General features: G+C 60.0%; 17 protein-coding genes. 10 read left to right on the top strand and 7 right to left on the bottom strand.

Annotated features, from left to right (window positions below):
• Position 1 precedes the first annotated feature (1 nt).
• The 5 genes from ACSSVC_RS27110 (at position 2) to ACSSVC_RS27090 (ending at position 3,190) form a co-directional block, all read left to right on the top strand.
• On the top strand, positions 2-733 hold the full coding sequence (locus ACSSVC_RS27110) for an adenosylcobinamide-GDP ribazoletransferase (protein ID WP_492611704.1): 732 nt from the start codon (positions 2-4) through the stop codon (positions 731-733).
• Between the two features lie 71 nt (positions 734-804).
• Positions 805-1,209, top strand: coding sequence for a MarR family winged helix-turn-helix transcriptional regulator (locus tag ACSSVC_RS27105; protein ID WP_123726941.1), 405 nt, complete (start codon positions 805-807; stop codon positions 1,207-1,209).
• 52 nt (positions 1,210-1,261) lie between these two features.
• Complete coding sequence (locus ACSSVC_RS27100; RefSeq protein WP_446439244.1) at positions 1,262-2,464, top strand: MFS transporter; 1,203 nt, start codon at positions 1,262-1,264, stop codon at positions 2,462-2,464.
• Positions 2,461-2,583: a hypothetical protein gene (locus ACSSVC_RS27095; RefSeq protein WP_346632273.1), complete on the top strand. Its 123-nt coding sequence runs from the start codon at positions 2,461-2,463 to the stop codon at positions 2,581-2,583. The genes ACSSVC_RS27100 and ACSSVC_RS27095 overlap by 4 nt, the downstream gene beginning before the upstream one ends.
• A 55-nt stretch (positions 2,584-2,638) precedes the next feature.
• Positions 2,639-3,190, top strand: a complete 552-nt coding sequence (locus ACSSVC_RS27090; protein ID WP_346632272.1) for a glutathione peroxidase — start codon at positions 2,639-2,641, stop codon at positions 3,188-3,190.
• A 77-nt stretch (positions 3,191-3,267) separates the two neighbouring features.
• Here the strand turns inward: ACSSVC_RS27090 and ACSSVC_RS27085 are convergent, their stop codons facing one another.
• The 3 genes from ACSSVC_RS27085 to ACSSVC_RS27075 form a co-directional block, all read right to left on the bottom strand.
• Positions 3,268-4,548 (bottom strand): OmpP1/FadL family transporter, encoded by a 1,281-nt coding sequence (locus ACSSVC_RS27085; RefSeq protein ID WP_492611703.1) that lies wholly within the window; start codon positions 4,546-4,548, stop codon positions 3,268-3,270.
• A 144-nt stretch (positions 4,549-4,692) separates the two neighbouring features.
• Positions 4,693-5,175: a hypothetical protein gene (locus tag ACSSVC_RS27080; protein WP_346632270.1), complete on the bottom strand. Its 483-nt coding sequence runs from the start codon at positions 5,173-5,175 to the stop codon at positions 4,693-4,695.
• A 271-nt stretch (positions 5,176-5,446) separates the two neighbouring features.
• On the bottom strand, positions 5,447-5,671 hold the full coding sequence (locus ACSSVC_RS27075; RefSeq protein WP_123726946.1) for a hypothetical protein: 225 nt from the start codon (positions 5,669-5,671) through the stop codon (positions 5,447-5,449).
• An 881-nt stretch (positions 5,672-6,552) separates the two neighbouring features.
• On the opposite strand from ACSSVC_RS27075, the gene ACSSVC_RS27070 reads away from it, so the two are divergent.
• Positions 6,553-6,876, top strand: coding sequence for an SEL1-like repeat protein (locus tag ACSSVC_RS27070; protein ID WP_317069559.1), 324 nt, complete (start codon positions 6,553-6,555; stop codon positions 6,874-6,876).
• A 175-nt stretch (positions 6,877-7,051) separates the two neighbouring features.
• Positions 7,052-8,419, top strand: a complete 1,368-nt coding sequence (locus ACSSVC_RS27065; RefSeq protein ID WP_404940078.1) for a DNA recombination protein RmuC — start codon at positions 7,052-7,054, stop codon at positions 8,417-8,419.
• 12 nt (positions 8,420-8,431) lie between these two features.
• On the opposite strand, the gene ACSSVC_RS27060 is transcribed toward ACSSVC_RS27065, so the two are convergent.
• On the bottom strand, positions 8,432-11,905 hold the full coding sequence (locus tag ACSSVC_RS27060; RefSeq protein ID WP_492611702.1) for a hybrid sensor histidine kinase/response regulator: 3,474 nt from the start codon (positions 11,903-11,905) through the stop codon (positions 8,432-8,434).
• Positions 11,906-12,038: 133 nt separating this feature from the next.
• A complete protein-coding gene (locus ACSSVC_RS27055; RefSeq protein ID WP_346632268.1) occupies positions 12,039-12,584 on the bottom strand; it encodes a TetR/AcrR family transcriptional regulator in 546 nt (181 codons plus the stop codon).
• 92 nt (positions 12,585-12,676) lie between these two features.
• On the opposite strand from ACSSVC_RS27055, the gene ACSSVC_RS27050 reads away from it, so the two are divergent.
• The 3 genes from ACSSVC_RS27050 (at position 12,677) to ACSSVC_RS27040 (ending at position 17,166) form a co-directional block, all read left to right on the top strand.
• Positions 12,677-13,882, top strand: coding sequence for an MFS transporter (locus ACSSVC_RS27050; protein WP_492611701.1), 1,206 nt, complete (start codon positions 12,677-12,679; stop codon positions 13,880-13,882).
• Between the two features lie 174 nt (positions 13,883-14,056).
• The gene (locus ACSSVC_RS27045; protein WP_446439246.1) at positions 14,057-15,208 is read left to right on the top strand and encodes a TDT family transporter; all 1,152 of its coding nucleotides are present in this window, start codon (positions 14,057-14,059) and stop codon (positions 15,206-15,208) included.
• Positions 15,209-15,291: 83 nt separating this feature from the next.
• Positions 15,292-17,166, top strand: a complete 1,875-nt coding sequence (locus tag ACSSVC_RS27040; protein ID WP_492611700.1) for an MFS transporter — start codon at positions 15,292-15,294, stop codon at positions 17,164-17,166.
• A 63-nt stretch (positions 17,167-17,229) separates the two neighbouring features.
• On the opposite strand, the gene sugE is transcribed toward ACSSVC_RS27040, so the two are convergent.
• A complete protein-coding gene (gene sugE / locus ACSSVC_RS27035) occupies positions 17,230-17,547 on the bottom strand; it encodes a quaternary ammonium compound efflux SMR transporter SugE (RefSeq protein ID WP_016967450.1) in 318 nt (105 codons plus the stop codon).
• 117 nt (positions 17,548-17,664) lie between these two features.
• A complete protein-coding gene (locus tag ACSSVC_RS27030; RefSeq protein WP_446439248.1) occupies positions 17,665-18,630 on the bottom strand; it encodes a bile acid:sodium symporter family protein in 966 nt (321 codons plus the stop codon).
• Positions 18,631-18,671: the final 41 nt, after the last annotated feature.

Here is an 18,671-nt window from a genome sequence, read left to right as displayed (position 1 = left end):
GATGCTGCCGTTCTGGATTGCCCTGCAGTTTCTCAGCAGCCTGCCCATTCGCCTGCCGGGTATGCCCCAGCCTGAAGAAATGGGACGCTCATTGCTGTTCTATCCCTTGGTGGGTCTGTTGTTCGGTGTGCTGTTGTGGCTGCTGGACGCCGTGCTCGCTGGCACCCCTTTGCTGGTACACGCGGCGTTGCTGCTGAGCGCTTGGGTCTTGCTCAGTGGGGGATTGCACCTGGATGGACTGGCAGACAGTGCCGATGCCTGGCTGGGGGGCTTCGGTGATCGAGAGCGCACCCTGAGCATCATGAAGGACCCCCGAAGCGGACCCATCGCGGTGGTGACGCTGTTGCTCGTGCTGTTGCTCAAGTTCGCCGCGCTGGTAGCGTTGATCGAGCAGCAGCAGGGCTTTGCCTTGTTGCTGGCGCCACTGATTGGGCGTGCCTCATTGCTGGGGTTGTTCCTCTCCACGCCATATGTGCGTGCGGGTGGCCTGGGGCAGGCCCTGGCCGATCATCTGCCGCCACTGGCAGGGCGGCAGGTGCTGGGCTTGAGTGTACTGGTCTGTTTGCTGCTGGGTGGCTACAGCGGGCTTTGGGCCGCGCTGCTGGCGGTGGTGCTGTTCTTCTGGTTGCGTCAGTTGATGATCGGGCGCCTGGGCGGCACTACCGGCGATACAGCGGGGGCTCTGTTGGAGTTGCTGGAAACGGCTGTACTGCTGGCGCTGGTGGTTCTTTGAGCAAGGCCTGCAGTGGCTGATTTTTTCTGAAATTTCTTGCCTTGGATTAATCGCGGGTATATACACGCATCATGCTTCCCTCCCAGTGTTTGTGCACCAACCTGCGTCGTGCCGCTCGTGGCGTCAGCAGGTATTACGACGGCGCCCTCGACGGCTTCGGGATCAATGTTGCCCAGTATTCTTTGCTGAACAACCTGCTGCGCCTCGATCAGCCGAGCATTTCCAGCCTGGCGGATGCCATGGGCCTGGACCGCAGTACGCTGGGGCGTAATGTGCGGGTGCTGGAGGCTGCGGGTCTGGTCCGGTTGATGGAAGGTGACGACCAGCGCAACCGTCTGGTGCAACTGACCGATGCCGGACATGAGCGCTTGGTGGCGGCCTTGCCGGCCTGGGAGGCAGCCCAGCAGCGGCTGATCGATCGGCTTGGGGTGGAGAAGCGTGAAACCTTGTTGGCCTTGCTGAACGAACTCGCCTGACGGTGCTTCGTTCGAATATAAGCGGGTATATACCCGCACTTGGAGAATAAAAATGTCATCGATGTGGCGCACCAGCGGCTGGGTACTTCTCGGCAGCGCATTGATCCTGGCGCTGTCGCTGGGGGTTCGGCATGGTTTCGGACTGTTTCTGCCGCCCATGAGTGCACAGTTCGGCTGGGGGCGTGAAGTATTCGCCTTTGCCATTGCCTTGCAGAACCTGATCTGGGGCCTGGCGCAGCCCTTTACCGGAGCCCTGGCCGACCGTTTTGGCGCCGCCAGGGTGGTGCTGATCGGTGGCGTGCTGTATGCCGTGGGACTGGTGTTCATGGGGCTGTCTGATTCGGCCCTGACGCTGTCCTTGAGTGCGGGGTTGCTGATTGGCATTGGATTGTCGGGCACCTCCTTCTCGGTGATTCTCGGGGTTGTCGGCCGGGCAGTACCGCCGGAGAAGCGCAGCATGGGCATGGGGATCGCCAGTGCCGCTGGCTCTTTCGGTCAGTTCGCCATGCTGCCGGGGACCCTGGGCCTGATTGGCTGGCTGGGTTGGTCGATGGCGCTGCTGGTACTGGGATTGCTGGTAGCACTGATTGTGCCGCTGGTGAGCATGCTCAAGGACAAGCCCCTACCGGTGCTGGGGCATGAGCAGAGCCTGTCCGAGGCATTGCGTGAGGCCTGTTCTCATTCGGGGTTCTGGCTGCTGGCGTTCGGCTTTTTCGTCTGTGGCTTCCAGGTGGTGTTCATTGGTGTGCATCTGCCGGCCTATCTGGTGGATCAACACCTGCCGGCCACTGTCGGCACAACGGTTCTGGCCCTGATCGGCCTGTTCAATATCTTCGGTACCTATACCGCCGGCTGGCTGGGAGGGCGGATGTCCAAGCCACGCCTGCTTACCGGCCTGTATTTGTTGAGGGCGGTGGTGATTGGTCTGTTCCTGTGGTTGCCCGTGACGCAGGCCAGCGCCTACCTGTTCGGCATGGCCATGGGCTTTCTCTGGTTGTCCACCGTGCCTTTGACCAATGGCACAGTGGCTACCTTGTTCGGGGTCAGGAACCTGTCCATGCTCGGCGGTATTGTGTTCCTGTTCCATCAGTTGGGGTCCTTCCTCGGCGGTTGGCTGGGAGGAGTGGTGTATGACCGTACCGGGAGTTACGACTTGATCTGGCAGGTGGCAATTCTTCTCAGTTTGCTGGCTGCGGCGCTCAACTGGCCGGTGCGTGAGCGTCCGGTGGCGCGCTTGCAGGCAAGTGCAGCATGAGCTCATGGCTGGGTTGGGCGGCCGGCCTGGGAGTTGGCATCCTGTTGTTGCTGCTGGCCTGGTGGGGCTGGCACCGCGGCGGGCTGGCGCTGATGCAGTTGGGCATGGGTGCTTGCTAGGCGGGCGAGGGGGCGAGTAACGTCGTTGCCTGACCACTATTTAAGGACACTGGACATGGCTAAGGGCTGGTTTGTTGTTCCGGCATTACTCGCAACCTTCGCAGGCTCGGCTTGGGCTGCAGACTGCCCGGCGTTGTTGCAGGGCTCTGTCCCCAAGTTGCACGCCAAGGAATCCATCGATCTGTGCCAGCGCTTTGCCGGCAAGCCGCTAGTGGTGGTCAATACCGCGAGTTTCTGCGGGTTCGCCCCTCAGTTCAAAGGCCTTGAGGCGCTGTATCAGCGTTACAAGGATCAGGGGTTGGAAGTGGTGGGCGTGCCGTCCAATGATTTCAAGCAGGAGTCCAAGGATGGCGCTGAAACCGCCAAGGTCTGTTACGTCAACTACGGCGTGACGTTCACCATGACCGAGCCGCAGAAGGTTCGAGGGCCGGATGCAGTGCATCTGTTCAAGGTACTGGCGCAGCAGAGTAATGCGCCGAAGTGGAATTTCTACAAGTACGTGGTGGATCGCCAGGGCAATGTGATTGCCAGCTTTTCCAGTCTGACCAAGCCGGATAACCCGGAATTCATCGAGGCGGTGGAGAAGGCCTTGGCGTCGAAGTCCTGATCCCGCATTCATCGGCCAATAAAAAACCCGCAGAGGCGGGTTTTTTATTGGCTTGAAACTGCGTGGCCCAGAGTTCGTTAGAACTTGTAGGTAGCGCCCAGGCCGTAGCCCCATGCGCTGTTCTGGTAGGTCGCGCTGTAGGCATTGCCTTTGCCAGTTCTGTTGACGTTGACGTCCTCTTCCTTCAGGTACGAAACCGCCAGGTCGAGAGTCAGGTCTTCAGTCGGGCTGTAGCCAGCACCAAAGCTGATCGCCTTACGGTCACCGGTAGGGATACGTACGGAGCGATCCGTGTTGTTGGTTGGCGCCTGGTCAACCGAGAGGCCGCTGCGCAGGACCCACTCTTTGTTGACCTTGTAGGAAACACCTACAGCCGAGGCCCAGGTGTCGTGCCAGTTCTGTGGTTCGGTGATGGTGCCGATCGGGCCCCTAGAGCCGCCGAGCAGAGCAGGAACGCCTTCGTTGTTCACGGTGATGTCTTTCAGGCGGCTCCAGCGAGTCCAGGTGCTACCTGCATAGACAGTCCACTGGTCATCCAGTTTCTGGGTGACCGAGAAGTCGACGACTTCCGGGGTGGTGATATCCAGCGAGGCATCGTAACGGCCGCCATTGAAAGGACCGAAGCCTGGGCCGGCAATGTTGGTGTGGCCTTCGAGCTTGTACTTGACCTTCGAGTGGTAAGTCAGACCCAGACGAGTGGTGTCGGTAGGCTGAACGATAATGCCGACGTTGTAACCGATGGCGGTATCGTCTCCCTTGATCTTCACGCTGCCGTCATTGCGGCCGAAGAGTGCAGGGTTTGGAAATGGCGTAGCAGAAGTCAGTTCACCGCTCAGGCGGTTGATGGTCGGGCCAAAGCCAATCGACACCATGTCATTGAAGGCGTAGCTGACGGTCGGTTGCAGAGTCACGACCTTGACTACGCTCTTGTCACCGTAATAACGGCTGGCAGAGCTGGACTCATAGTTGGTAACGAGGCCGAAAGGTGCATAGGCCCCCAGACCCAATGCCCAGCCGTTGCCCAGTTGTTTGACGAAGAACCCCATGGGAACGCTGGTGAACGGAACCATGTCGCCGTCGCTGGTGCCGCCAGGTGGGCCGCCCTTGACGTTCTTCAGGTTGGTCTTGGCATCGATTGCCGCTACGCCGACAGTAACTTGATCGCGTTTCAGCAGGGACATACCGGCAGGGTTGCCGTAAACAGTGCTTGCATCTTCGGCAGAAGAAGAACGACCCGCGAAACCGGTCCCCATGCCGCTGATGCTTTGTTCGTTAAGAGCAAAGCCGCTGGCGAAGAGTTGGGTTGAGGCAAGTGCAACCGCGAGACTTATGGTGGATTTGAGCATTACTTTTTTCATTATTAGAACTCCTGGTGATCACCGAGGCGAAAATTACCAACATTTTGGCCTGGGCGCTATAGGCTGTAACAGTTGATTTAGAGCGGTTTTGTAGGACAATCCGACCAAAATTTGGATTTTTCTCCGACTTTGTAATGGTCGTTGTCAGCAGGCGACCTGGCTCAGCGGTGAAACACAGGTTTGCCAGGCGCAGGCGAAATCTCTCAAACGTCCTTGTGGTTGAAAGGTCTTCCTCCATATACGAGCCATGCCGAGCAGATCGTCGGCAGCGGGGAGCGGGGTGTGTTGTTGCTCCACCAGCAACCAGGCGATTGCGGTGGCGTAACGCAGGTTGACGGTCAATTCGAGGTGCGGGCCACTGAGGAAAGCGTGCTGGCTGGCCAGTCCGCGAACCAGGCTGGCCCGCTCCGGGTCCAGCGCCAGGTAGTGATCCCAGAGGTCCTGGTGGCGCAGTTCGGTGATGCGATACAGGCCGTGGCCGCGGCGATCGTGCAGGGCCGAGCCCAGCGCCGACTGGCTGGCAGCAATGCCCAGCAACAAGGTTTCAGCGGTTTTGCTATGACTGCCCAGATACATCAGGGTCGGGCGTATGACATAGCGGCACAACTCGCTGGCGGCGATACCCATAATGCCCTCGAAGAGTGAAAGTGACCGGCTAAACCTGAAGGAGCTTGGCAGCGATAAAAGGATCAGGTTTGCCGGAAGCGGCTCAGGCCGCCTGAGTTGAAGTGTAGTGTCATATCTATGCTGTAAAGGACTGTTTTTAAAATATTTCCGTTCTCTTGTTATAAGCCTTATATCCATTGGTACTTTGGATGAAGTGGCAAATGGGCAAATAACAGGCAATAAAAAGCCCCGCTATCAAGCGAGGCTTTTGAGGTTTTAGCACTCTGGTGTATCAGGCCACCAGGGCCTGACGAGTACGTTCGATCACTGCCTGCAGCGGTTCAGCGCTGGAATACTGATCGGGGTACAGACGTTCGCTGTGACGTGCGATGCCGTGTTCGTTGACCAGGGTGAAACTGAAGCAGCCTTTGCGAGCAGCCATGATCAGGCAGTTCAAGGGTGCAAAAGCGTGGGTGAGGGTGCGAATGGCATCCTGAGTCTGGATTTGAGTAGACATAATTATTAGGTGTTCCTACAAATGACACGGTTAAGAACCGTGCAACGTTAAAACGTTCCAGTAACGTCGACCACCATTGGTCAAACGAAGAACCTGACTGGAACAAAGCAGCCAGTTGCAGCGCTTTAATAAGGTTGCGCTAGGGCTGGCAGGTAGGTACTTAGGAGGGCAGGCAACACAGCAGGGGCAAAGGTTCTGGGCCCAGGGTGGAGATCCTGATCAATTTGCAGGTTGGTTCGGTCAGAGTAAATGGCTCGGGCATTGCCTTTGATTTCGTTTCAAGGGCGATGTCAGTATGAGTTTTACCTGGAAACCAGCGAGGTGGTCGGTCCTTGGTATTCGACAATGTTCTCTCAATTGGAGAGGGTGTCGGCGGGACTTGTTCGACCAGAATTGACTTTCAGCTTGGTACTAACGGCGAGGATTCTATTGAGTTGAAGCGAGGAATGCAAGTGTGCTAGGAAAAATGTTTGGTGAGTGGCGAAACTGCTCCATGACTACTGTGTAACCGTTGTCTTTGTGGCGTGTACGAAAACGGTGCGTTACTGGCGTTAATTTTCGCCCGGTTGTGCACACTTGTCGCGCAGCGTGTCACCCTGTTGTCACCTTCCCCAAGGCTTGCCCTATAGCCTGTCTCGAGAATTTAAGTCAATGATAAACATCGTCTTTTTTTACTGGTGAAAAAATCGTCAGTTTGACTGCAGGGCCCGTCTCATGGGGCTTTGGGAGGGTTGTGGAGGGGTTGTCCACTGACTTATCCACAGCTTCTGTGGATTGTCCCAAGCGCTTGCTCTAGGACGGGCGTGCTGGCTCTTTTGGACTTTACCCGAGCGAAAAAAGGAGTAGAGTGGCGCGCCTTCCGATCTGCCCCACAGTGCTTTATGAAGTTTCGCTCAGTATCACCTTCTGTTACCGCCCCTCCTGACAGTGTTACCGAACCCAAGCGCTTCTCCCTGCGTGTTGCTCTGTGGTTGCTGGACAGCCCGCGCCTGGGGCACAACCCCAACGTCAAGCATTTTGCCGGACGTTTGCTCAAGCAGCCGGCCCGGGAAGGCGTGGTCGCGGCGCAAAGTCGCCTGGGTCAGTTGATGTGCCGCGAGTGTGGCAACGCTCGGGATCGGCGTATCGGTCACGACCTGTTACGCCAGGCAGCCCGCGCCGGTGACCGTCGTGCTCAACTGGAACTGGGCCGTATCGAAGACTGAGCTGTCCAACGCTCGGTGGCTTGGTTAACCTTCATTCCTTATTTCGTTGACAGGAATTGCTATGGCTATGGACTTGACCAGCCTGCTGCTTGGCCTGGCGGGAGCGGCGTTGCCGTTACTGGTGCTGGCCTGGCAACTGCAGCGTCGCGCCAGTTCCAGCCAGTCCGAGCTATCCCTGCTGGAAGAGCGCCTGGCCACGGCCCAGATGGCCCAGGAAGGGCTCATGGCGCAGCTGGATGCCAGCCGCGATGAAGTCAGCGACCTGAGCCAGGCCAATGCACTGAAGCAAGCGGACCTGGCGGCCCTGCGTCGAGAGGTCGAGTTGCTGCAGATTGAGCGAGACAACGCCCGCGATGCTGCTCACGCCTGGAACCTGGAGCGTGCCGCCAAAGAGAACGAATTGCGGCGTCTGGACGCCCAGGCTGCTTCGTTACAGGCCGAACTTCGGGAGCAGCAGGAGAGCCACCAGCAGCGCCTTACCGATCTGCAAGGTTCCAGGGACGAACTTCGGGCCCAGTTCGCCGAGCTGGCGGGCAAGATTTTCGATGAGCGCGAACAGCGTTTCGCCGAGACCAGCCAGCAGCGGCTTGGGCAGTTGCTGGACCCGCTCAAGGAGCGCATCCAGTCGTTCGAAAAACGGGTCGAGGAGAGTTATCAGGCCGAGGCCCGCGAGCGCTTTTCCCTGGCCAAGGAGCTGGAGCGTTTGCAGCAACTGAATCTGCGCTTGAGTGATGAGGCCACCAACCTGACCCGTGCCCTCAAGGGGCAGAAGACCCAGGGCAATTGGGGTGAGCTGATTCTTGAGCGGGTACTGGAGCACGCCGGCCTGGAGAAGGGGCGCGAATACCAGACCCAGGTCAGCCTCAAAGGGCCGGACGGCGAGCGCTTCCAGCCCGATGTGCTGATCATGCTGCCGGGTGACAAGCAGGTGGTGGTGGATTCCAAGGTCAGCCTTACGGCCTACCAGCAGTATGTCGGCAGCGACGATCCGCAGATTGCCCAGGCGGCCCTGAAGCAGCATGTGCTGTCCTTGCGCAACCACGTCAAAGGCTTGGCCGGCAAGGATTACAAGCGCCTGGAAGGCTTGCACAGCCTCGACTTCGTGCTGCTGTTCGTACCCATCGAAGCGGCATTCTCGGCAGCCCTGCAAGCCGAGCCCAACCTGTTTCAGGAAGCGTTTGACCGACACATCGTCATTGTCAGCCCGACTACCTTGCTCGCTACTTTGCGGGTGATCGACAGCCTGTGGAAGCAGGAACGTCAGAGTCAGAATGCCCGGGAAATCGCCGAGCGCGCGGGCTGGCTCTATGACAAGTTCGTGCTGTTCATCCAGGATCTGGATGAAGTCGGCAACCGTCTGCAGCAACTGGACAAGGCTTATTCCGCCGCGCGCAACAAGCTCACCGAAGGTCGGGGCAATCTGGTCAGTCGCAGTGAGCAGCTCAAGTTGCTGGGGGCCAGGGCCAGCAAAAGCTTGCCGGCAGATTTGCTGGAACGGGCCATGACCGATGCCGAAGGGAGAGAGTTGGAGTTGCCGGAGTAGCCCGGCATTGGCTCAGCCCAGAGGTAGGTGACGACTCAACAGGGCACGCAAGGCTGCCGGTTTCACGGGCTTGGCCAGATAGTCCAATCCTGCCGCGTGCACTTGGGCGACCATTTCCGGGCGTCCGTCGGCACTGATCACCACTCCCGGCACCGGCTCACCCAACTGGGTGCGTAGCCAGGCCATGACCTGGGTGCCGGTTTCGCCATCGTCCAGGTGATAGTCCACTAGCGCCAATTGCGGGCGGATGCCTTCTTTGAGCAGCGCTGCGCACTCCTCGCGGTTGCGGGCGGTCCAGACCTGGCAGCCCCAGCGCGTAAGCAGGCTGTTCATGCCGATCAGGATGCTGTCTTCGTTGTCCACACAGAGCACCTGCCCGCCGTTGAGGGACTGCCCATTGAGTTCGACCGCCTTGCCCGACACGACGACGCTACTGCGGGCCAGGGGTACGTTGACACTGAATACACTGCCCTTGCCGGGCCAGGAGCGTACCTGCAACGGATGGCCGAGGACCCGGCACAGGCCGTCGGCGATTGCCAGGCCCAGTCCCAGGCCTTTTTCGGCGCGTGTCTGGTGGCTGTCCAGGCGCTTGAACTCTTCGAAGATCACCTGCTGCTTGTCCTGAGGAATACCCGGTCCTCGATCCCAGACTTCCAGGCTCAATGAGTCGCCCTGGCGACGCACTCCCAGCAGGACCGGGCCCTTGGCATAACGGAAGGCGTTGGTCAGGAAGTTCTGCAGGACCCGCCGCAGTAACTTGATGTCACTGTCGATCCGTAGATGACTGCCACGCACCCGGAATTGCAGGCCCTGTTCCTGGGCCAGCGCCTTGAATTCCGCCCCCAGGGTGTCGAACAGCTCGTTGAGGGCAAAGGGTTTGCGATCGGGGGTGATCTTGCCGTTTTCCAGGCGCGAGATATCCAGCAGGTCGCTGATCAGATCTTCGGCAGAGCGCAGTGAGCTGTCCAGGTGCTGTACTAGCTGCTGGGCTTCGACAGAGAGTCCGTCGTCCTGGTGAGAAAGGGCGGCGGAGAACAGCCGCGCGGCGTTCAAGGGTTGCATCAGGTCGTGACTGACGGCCGCCAGAAAGCGCGTCTTGGACTGGTTGGCCGCTTCCGCCGTGCCCTTGGCTTCGGTCAGCGCAGCGTTGAGTTGCGACAGTTCATGGGTACGTTCGGCTACCCGTTGTTCCAGGCCTTCGTTGGCCTCTGTCAGGGCCTGCTCGGCCTCGCGGAACGGGGTGATGTCGGTGAAACTCATGACGAAGCCGCCGCCGGGCATCGGGTTGCCAATCAACTCGATGACCCGGCCATTGGGGAACAACCGCTCGGAGGTATGGGCCCGTCCCTGACGCATCCAGTGCAGGCGTCGGGCGACATGGACCTCCGCTTCGCCGGGGCCGCACAGGCCGCGCTCGGCATTGTGGCGGATGATGTCGGCAATCGGCCGGCCGACGCTGATCAGGCCTTCGGGGTAATTGAACAGCTCCAGATAACGACGGTTCCAGGCCACCAGCTTCAACGACTGGTCCACCACACTGATGCCCTGGGTGATGTTTTCGATTGCGCCCTGCAACAGCGCGCGGTTGAACTGCAGCACTTCGGAAGCTTCGTCAGCGATGCGTACCACGTCTTCGAGTTGCATCTCCCGACCTTCGATGGCGGCCTTGACCACGGCTCGGGTCGAGGAGGCGCCGAGGACACCGGCCAGCAGGCGTTCGGTGTGGGCGATCCATTCGCCGTCGGCGTTCTGGTTCGGGTTGAAGCCTTTGCCCTGACGATAGGCGAAGCGGATGAAGCTTTGGCGGGCGCGCTCTTCACCGACAAAGCGCGCGGCCAGTTTCAGCAGGTCGTCGATCTGCACTGACAGCATCGAACGTGAGCTGAGGCGACCGCTGATTTCCTGGCCGATAAAGCGCCCGGCCTGCCAGTGTTCGGAAACCCGGGTGCGTGACAGCACCGAGACCCAGGCGAACAGGGTGAAGTTGCCGGCCAGGGACAGCACCACGCCCTGGGTCAGCGGTGTGATCGGCAGGGACAGCGGATTGCCATGCAGCCAGGCCAGGCCAGGGAAGCTGCTCAGGGACCAACCCAGGCTGTGGGCAGCGATGGGCAGAACCAGGGTGTAAAACCAGATAAAGGTGCCGGCGGCGAGTCCGGCAAACACCCCTCGACGGTTGGCCTGTTTCCAGTACAGCGCGCCGAGCATGGCCGGCGCCAGTTGAGTCACGGCGGCGAACGCAATCTGGCCGATGGTGGCCAGACTGGCGGTGGAGCCCAGCAGGCGATAGCTGACATAGGCCAACAACAGGATGACCACGATGCTGACTCGGCGCACCGAAAGCATCCAGTGACGGAACACTTCAAAGGGGCGCTCGGCGTTTTTATGTCGCAGCAACCAGGGCAGCAACATGTCGTTGGAGACCATGGTCGACAGCGCCACGCTGGCCACGATCACCATGCCGGTGGCGGCCGAGGCGCCACCGATGAACGCCAGCAAGGCCAGGGCGGGATGAGCTTGGGCCAGAGGCAGGCTGATAACGAAGGAGTCCGGCAGTACGCTGCTGGGCAGGAGCATCTGTCCGGCCAGGGCGATGGGCACCACAAACAGTGCGGCCAGGGCCAGGTAGGCTGGAAATACCCATTTGGCCAGGCGCAGGTCCTGAGGCTCGATGTTTTCCACCACGGTGACGTGGAACTGTCGTGGCAGGCAGATGATTGCCATCATCGCCACCCCGGTTTGTACCACCATCGATGGCCAATTGATGGTTTCCTTCCAGTACTGCTCCAGGCGCGGCGCCAGCATGGCCTGGTTGAACAGGTCGTCGAAGCCGTCATACAGGCCGAAGGTCACGAAGGCGCCGACGGCGAGAAAGGCGAACAGCTTGACCAGGGATTCAAAGGCAATCGCCAGCACCATGCCCCGGTGGTGTTCGGTGGCGTCGAGGTTGCGGGTGCCGAAGACAATGGTGAACAACGCCAGGATCAGCGACACGATCAGCGCCGTGTCCTGGGCGCGAGTGCCCATGGCGTCGGCTCCGGCACCGATCAGCAGGTTGACTCCGAGCACGATGCCCTTGAGTTGCAGGGCGATGTAGGGCAGCACCCCCACCAGACAGATCAGGGCTACGACCACTGCCAGGGACTGGGACTTGCCGTATCGGGCGGCAATGAAGTCGGCAATGGAGGTGATGTTCTCCTGCTTGCTGATCATCACCATCTTCTGCAGGACCCAGGGGGCGAATACCAGCAGCAAGATGGGCCCCAGATAAATCGGCAAGAAGGCCCAGAGCTGTTCGGCGGCCTGGCCCACGGCGCCAAAGAAGGTCCAGCTGGTGCAATAGACGGCCAGCGACAGGCTGTACACCCAGGCCCGCACTCGCGGCGGAAGGGGCGCGCTGCGACGGTCGCCGTAGAAGGCGATGGCGAACATGATGGCCATATAGGCCAGGGCAACGGCGGCAATCAGCCCGCTGGACAACGACATGGAAACTCCGAAGCAAGGACACCGGGCACGTCAGCCCGGCCAGACAGTCTGGCACGATGTTGAGTTGACGTCAGTGTCGACCAAGGTATCAGCGCGGTCTGATGTCGCAGGGCCGGACGGTCGTTCGGGCGGGCTAGGGTTGCAGGGCGAGCTCGATCATTTCATGGAGTTCCGACACCGGTAGTGGCGTGGCGGAGAACAGGATGCGAAACACGGTCGGCGCCACGATCAGGTTCAGCAGGCGATCGATGTCCGGCAGGCGTTCTTCACTGTCCTGATAGCGTTCGAGGAGAGTCTGCAATTGAGCGCTGAGGATAGTCACGCAATAGCCTGGAGTCGCGCTGCATTGCACATCGCGCATCATGTTGCGTCCGGGCTCCGAACTCATTTCATCCAGATACTGCTCGGCCCAGGCCCGCAGGTCGCCCCGCAGGCTGCCGGTGTTGGCCGGTTCGCTGTCCGGACGCATGCGTGCCAGTGCAACATCGGCCAGCAGGGTCGACAGGTCGCCCCAGCGTCGGTAGATGGTCGAGGGGGTGACGCCGGCGCGAGTGGCGATCTGCGGCACGGTCAAGGACGAGCGGTCCTGCTCCTCAAGGAGCTGGCGGACTGCCGTATGGATGGATTCCTGAACCCTGGCGCTACGGCCGCCTGGGCGTAAAGCTTCTTTAATAGCCATGGGAACGAACCTTAACACAAAGAATTTGCTTTAAGCTCGGGGCGGTAGCACACTGCACAAAAGCAAAATATTAGCTTTAGTGGAGCGTGCTTATGTCCGGTGCTATCGACACCTGTGTGTCCAGCCGTCGCAGTTTGGTGTTTCTGGCCATTACCTTGCTCAGTTTTCTGGCGGCCTCCAGCGTGCCGACACCGCTCTATCACCTTTACCAGGAAACCCTGCATTTTTCTCCGGCGATGCTGACCCTGGTGTTCGGGGTCTATGCCCTGAGTCTGCTGGCCGCCCTGCTGACGGTGGGGTCTGTGTCGGACTACCTGGGGCGGCGGCCGGTGATCTTTGCCGCCTTGCTCCTCAATGTCCTGGCGATGCTGCTGTTTATCAATGAAAGCGGGGTGCAGTGGCTGATTGCTGCAAGGGTGATGCAGGGCTTTGCCACTGGCATGGCCACCAGCGCGCTCGGCGCCGCGTTGCTGGATACCGATCGCCAGCAAGGCCCATTGGTCAATAGTGTTGCGCCCCTTCTGGGCATGGCGTGCGGCGCCATGGGCGCCAGCTTGCTGGTGGAGTTCGCGCCGTTGCCGCTGCAGCTCAGTTACTGGTTGCTGTTGGGGGTGTTCGTGGTCCAGGCCCTGTATGTCTGGCGCTTGCCGGAAAGTGTCAGTCCGCAATCTGGTGCCTGGGCCTCATTACGGCCCACATTGCATGTACCGCCGCAAGCGCGGCGCGCGTTATGGCTGGCATTGCCGGTGGATGTGGCGGTATGGGCTGTGGGCGGCTTTTATCTGTCCTTGGCCCCATCCCTGGTGCGCGCCGCTACCGGGTCTACCTCGAACCTGATCGGCGGCGCTCTGGTGGCGGTGCTGACCCTCAGTGGTGCAGTGATGATCTTTTCTCTGCGCCAGCGACCGGCGGACAAGGTCCTGCGCCTGGGGGCCGGGTTGTTGGCGGTGGGGATGATGCTGATCCTCGGCGCAGTGCACAGTGCCAGCCTGATGCTGTTCTTCCTTGGCACCCTGGTGCTGGGCAGCGGTTTTGGCGCCGGATTTCTTGGCGCGCTGCGCAGCGTGGTGCCCCTGGCCTTGCCCCACGAGCGCGCGGGCCTGATGTCGGCGTTTTATGTGCTGAGTTATCTGGCGTTCTGTCTGCCGGCATTGCTGGCGGGCAACCTGACCCGCAGCTTCGGCCTGATTGCGACTACCGATGGCTATGGGGCCGTGCTGATCCTGCTGTCCCTCGGCGCTCTTCTGGTACTGCTGCGTCGCCCGGTGCCGCCTTGTTGCACGGCACCTGGGAATTGAGCCTGTGGCCCATCCACTGAAAGAACATCCTGGGTACTGATGATCGAGTTTGAAGGCAGCGCCTCGGACTTAATATCTATTCAGTAGATAACAGATAGAGAAATTACCCGTTATATAGATATTCGATTAGGTTCTACCATGGGCTCCACCTCATCAGAGGACAGGAGACACGTCATGCCATGCACCCACAGCGTCAAAGCCGGCCGCCGGCCCTTGAGTCATCTGCAACACCCCCGCGAAGCCATTCGCCAATTCACCCCCAACTGGTTTGCCGCCACCATGGGCACCGGGGTTCTGGCCCTGGCGCTGGCCCAGTGGCCGGCCCAGGTTCCAGGCCTGCATCAGGTGGCCGAAGGATTCTGGTGGCTGACCATTGCCCTGTTCGTGCTCTTCACGGTGATGTATGCCGCCCGTTGGGTGCTGTTCTTCGATGAGGCGCGGCGAATCTTTGGTCACTCAACGGTCTCGATGTTCTTCGGCACCATTCCCATGGGGTTGGCAACCATCATCAACGGCTTGCTGTTGTTCGGTGTTCCCCGCTGGGGTGAGGCGGTGGTGCACCTGGCGCAGGTGTTGTGGTGGCTGGACGTGGCCATGTCCCTGGCCTGTGGAGTGTTGATTCCCTACATGATGTTCACTCGTCAGGAGCACAGCATCGATCAGATGACCGCTGTCTGGCTGTTGCCTGTGGTGGCGGCCGAAGTGGCTGCGGCCAGCGGTGGCCTGCTGGCGCCGTATCTGCAGGATGCTCACGCGCAGTTGGTGATGCTCAGTACCAGCTACGTGTTGTGGGCCTTTTCACTGCCGGTGGCGTTCAGCATCCTGACCATCCTGCTGTTGCGCATGGCCCTGCATAAACTGCCCCATGAAAGCATGGCAGCCTCGAGCTGGTTGGCCCTGGGCCCGATCGGCACCGGTGCACTGGGCATGCTGGTGCTGGGGGGCGATGCACCGGCGATCTTTGCCGCCAATGGCCTGCCCGGCGTCGGTGAGATTGCTGCCGGCCTGGGGCTGGTGGCGGGGCTGACGCTGTGGGGGTTTGGTTTGTGGTGGATGTTGATGGCGGTGTTGATCACCCGACGCTACCTGCGTGAAGGCATCCCCTTCAACCTCGGCTGGTGGGGGTTCACCTTCCCGCTGGGGGTGTATTCGCTAGCCACCTTGAAGTTGGGTAGCACTTTGCACCTGGGATTCTTCAACGTATTCGGCGCGGTATTGGTAGCGGCCCTGGCGTTGATGTGGCTGATCGTGGCCAGGCGCACGGTCCAGGGGGCCTATAAAGGCGAGCTGTTTGTTTCGCCATGCATTGCGGGCTTACGGAAATAATCGCCAAAGATAGGTAAGGTTGTGGCCTGGATCGATATTCGACATTCCAATAACAGTATCCACGCCACTCAGGGACATGGAAGATGAGTCACCCTTCGCAGTTCACCTTGCTCCGCAAGCGGCGGTTCCTGCCGTTCTTCATCACTCAATCCCTTGGCGCCTTCAACGACAACATCTTCAAGCAGTCGTTGATCCTGGCCATTCTCTACAAGCTGAGCATCGAAGGTGATCGCTCGATCTGGGTCAACCTCTGTGCCTTGCTGTTCATCCTGCCGTTCTTTCTGTTCTCGGCCCTGGCCGGGCAGTTCGGTGAGAAGTTTGCCAAGGATGCGCTGATTCGCCTGATCAAGCTGGGGGAGATCGCGATCATGACCGTGGGGGCGGTGGGGTTCGTCTTCGACCATCTCTGGCTGATGCTGGTGGCGCTATTTGCCATGGGCACCCATTCGGCGCTGTTTGGCCCGGTGAAATATTCAATCCTGCCCCAGGCTTTGCGTGAAGAGGAGCTGGTGGGTGGCAATGGCCTGGTGGAAATGGGGACTTTCCTGGCGATCCTGGCAGGGACCATCGGCGCCGGGATCATGATGTCCTCGGCTCATTACGCCCCCATCGTCTCGTTCGCCATCATTGGCGTCGCGGTGTTGGGGTACCTGGCGAGTCGGGCCATTCCACGGGCTGCTGCCGCAACCCCGGATATGCGCCTGAACTGGAACATCTTCAGTCAGTCCTGGGCCACCTTGCGTCTGGGCTTGGGGCAGACACCGGCGGTGTCGCGGTCGATTGTCGGCAACTCCTGGTTCTGGTTTGTCGGGGCGATCTACCTGACTCAGATTCCTGCCTATGCCAAGGAATGGATGCACGGTGACGAGACGGTGGTGACCCTGATTCTCACCATATTCTCGGTGGGTATCGCGGTGGGCTCGATGCTGTGCGAGAAGCTTTCGGGGCGCAAGGTAGAGATCGGCCTGGTGCCGTTCGGCTCCTTTGGCCTGACGGTGTTCGGCCTGCTGTTGTGGTGGCATTCCGGTGGAATCCCGGAAAGTGTCAATGGTCATGGCTGGCTTGAAGTGTTGGGTTTTGGGCATGCCTGGTGGGTGTTGTTCGACGTGCTGGGACTGGGGGTTTTCGGCGGCTTCTATATAGTGCCGCTGTACGCGCTGATCCAGTCCCGCACTCCGGAGAATGAGCGGGCCCGGGTAATTGCCGCCAACAATATTCTCAATGCGCTGTTCATGGTGGTATCGGCGATTGTTTCCATCGTCATGCTGAGCATGGTCAAGCTGACCATTCCCCACCTGTTCCTGGTGGTGTCGCTGCTGAACGTTGCGGTCAACGTCTATATCTTCAAAGTGGTGCCCGAGTTCAGCATGCGTTTCTTGATCTGGCTGCTCAGCCATTCCATGTACCGCGTCGAGCATCGCAATCTGGAGCAGATCCCCGATGAGGGGGCTGCCTTGTTGGTGTGCAATCACGTGTCCTTTGTTGACGCCTTGTTGATTGGCGGCGCTGTACGTCGGCCGATTCGCTTCGTGATGTACTACAAGATCTACAACCTGCCGGTATTGAACTTCATCTTCCGTACCGCCGGGACCATCCCCATTGCCGGCCGGCATGAAGACCTGGAAATCTATGAAAAAGCCTTCAAGCGGATTGCCCAGTATCTTCGCGATGGCGAATTGGTGTGCATTTTCCCCGAGGGCAAGCTGACTGCCGATGGTGAGATCAACGAGTTCAAGGGCGGCCTGACACGGATTCTCGAAGAAACCCCGGTGCCGGTGATTCCCCTGGCCTTGCAGGGGCTGTGGGGCAGCTTCTTCAGCCGCGACCCGAGCAAGGGTTTCTTCCATCGTTTCTGGTCACGAGTGACCCTGGTGGCCGGGTCGAGCGTGGCGGTGGAAGCCGCCGAACCGGCGCAGCTACAGGCCATGGTGGGGCAACTGCGCGGCAGCCGTCGTTAATGCTCTGACGGACACAAAAACGCCCGCAATGCTGCGGGCGTTTTTATTTCTGCGACCTGACTATCAGCTGGCGCTGACTTTCAAGCCCACCAGACCGGCAATGATCAGCGCTACGCTGGCCAGGCGCACCAGGGCCATGGACTCGCCGAACAGGATGATCCCGGCGATCACCGTGCCAATGGCACCGACCCCGGTCCAAATAGCGTAGGCCGTGCCCAGAGGCAGCTCCTTCATGGCCAGACCCAGCAGACCCAGGCTGATGGCCATGGCGAGGATGGTCAAGGCGGTGGGTAACGGACGGCTGAAGCCGTCCGTGTATTTCAGGCCCACAGCCCAGCCCACTTCAAACAAACCGGCAAACAACAAAATGATCCAGGACATGCTGACCTCATCGGTTGATGGGGTCGTCCCCACGAATAAGTCACTCGATTGAGTGCGAGGTCGTCCTCGCGCTGCGCAGTATACTGCTCAGTACTGATCGGTCGATCAATTTTCGGCTCAGTCGCCGACCCGTTGTGTTTCCAGTTTTTGCTCGCTCTTGTCACTCATGCGGCGGAAGTAGGTCGAGAGCAAGGCCCCGGAAATGTTATGCCAGACACTGAACAGGGCACTGGGCACTGCCGCCAGGGGAGAGAAGTGGGCGCTTGCCAGGGCGGCACCCAGGCCGGAGTTCTGCATGCCGACTTCCAGTGCCAGGGATTTGCGTTGTGCCAGTGGCAGCTTGAAGAGTCGACCGGTGAAATAGCCCAGCAGGTAGCCGAAGCTGTTGTGCAGCATCACCACCGCCATGATCAGCAGTCCGGATTCGGCGATTTTTGCCTGGCTGGCGGCCACCACGGCAGTGACGATGATGACGATGCTGACCACCGAAACCAGCGGCAGCACTTCCACCGCATGCTGTACCCGATGGCCCAGTAAGCGCTGGGCAAGCACGCCCAGCACGATCGGCAGCAGCACCACTTGCAGAATCGACCAGAACAGCTCCATGAAGGACACCGGCAGCCAGGCCGAAGCCAGCAACCAGATCAGCGCAGGGGTCAAGAGTGGCGCGAGCAGGGTGGTGACTGCGGCGATGGCCACCGACAGGGCGAGGTCGCCCCGGGCCAGCCAGGTCATGACGTTGGACGAGGTGCCACTGGGGCAGCAGCCCACGAGAATCACGCCGACGGCAATTTCCGGCGGCAGATGGAAGGCCTGGCAGAGTAGCCAGGCCACCCCGGGCATGATTACGAAGTGCGCGACTACTCCCAGGGCGACGCGCCACGGATGACGGGCCACTTCGGCGAAGTCTTCGAGCTTCAGGGTCAGTCCCATGCCAAACATCACCAGGCCCAGCAGGGGCACAATCGCGCCTTTGAGGTCGATGAACCAGGTCGGCTGGAGGAATGCCAGCACGGCAAAGATCAGTACCCAGTAAGCGAAGGTGTTGCCGACAAAGCGGCTCAGTGCAGCCAGTGCGCGCATGACCTGTTCCTTATTATGTGAAAACGCCACCGAAGGCGGTG

It is taken from the genome of Pseudomonas sp. E1BtOHC1, assembly GCF_058744285.1.
This window is presented reverse-complemented; position numbering and strand designations above follow the sequence as displayed.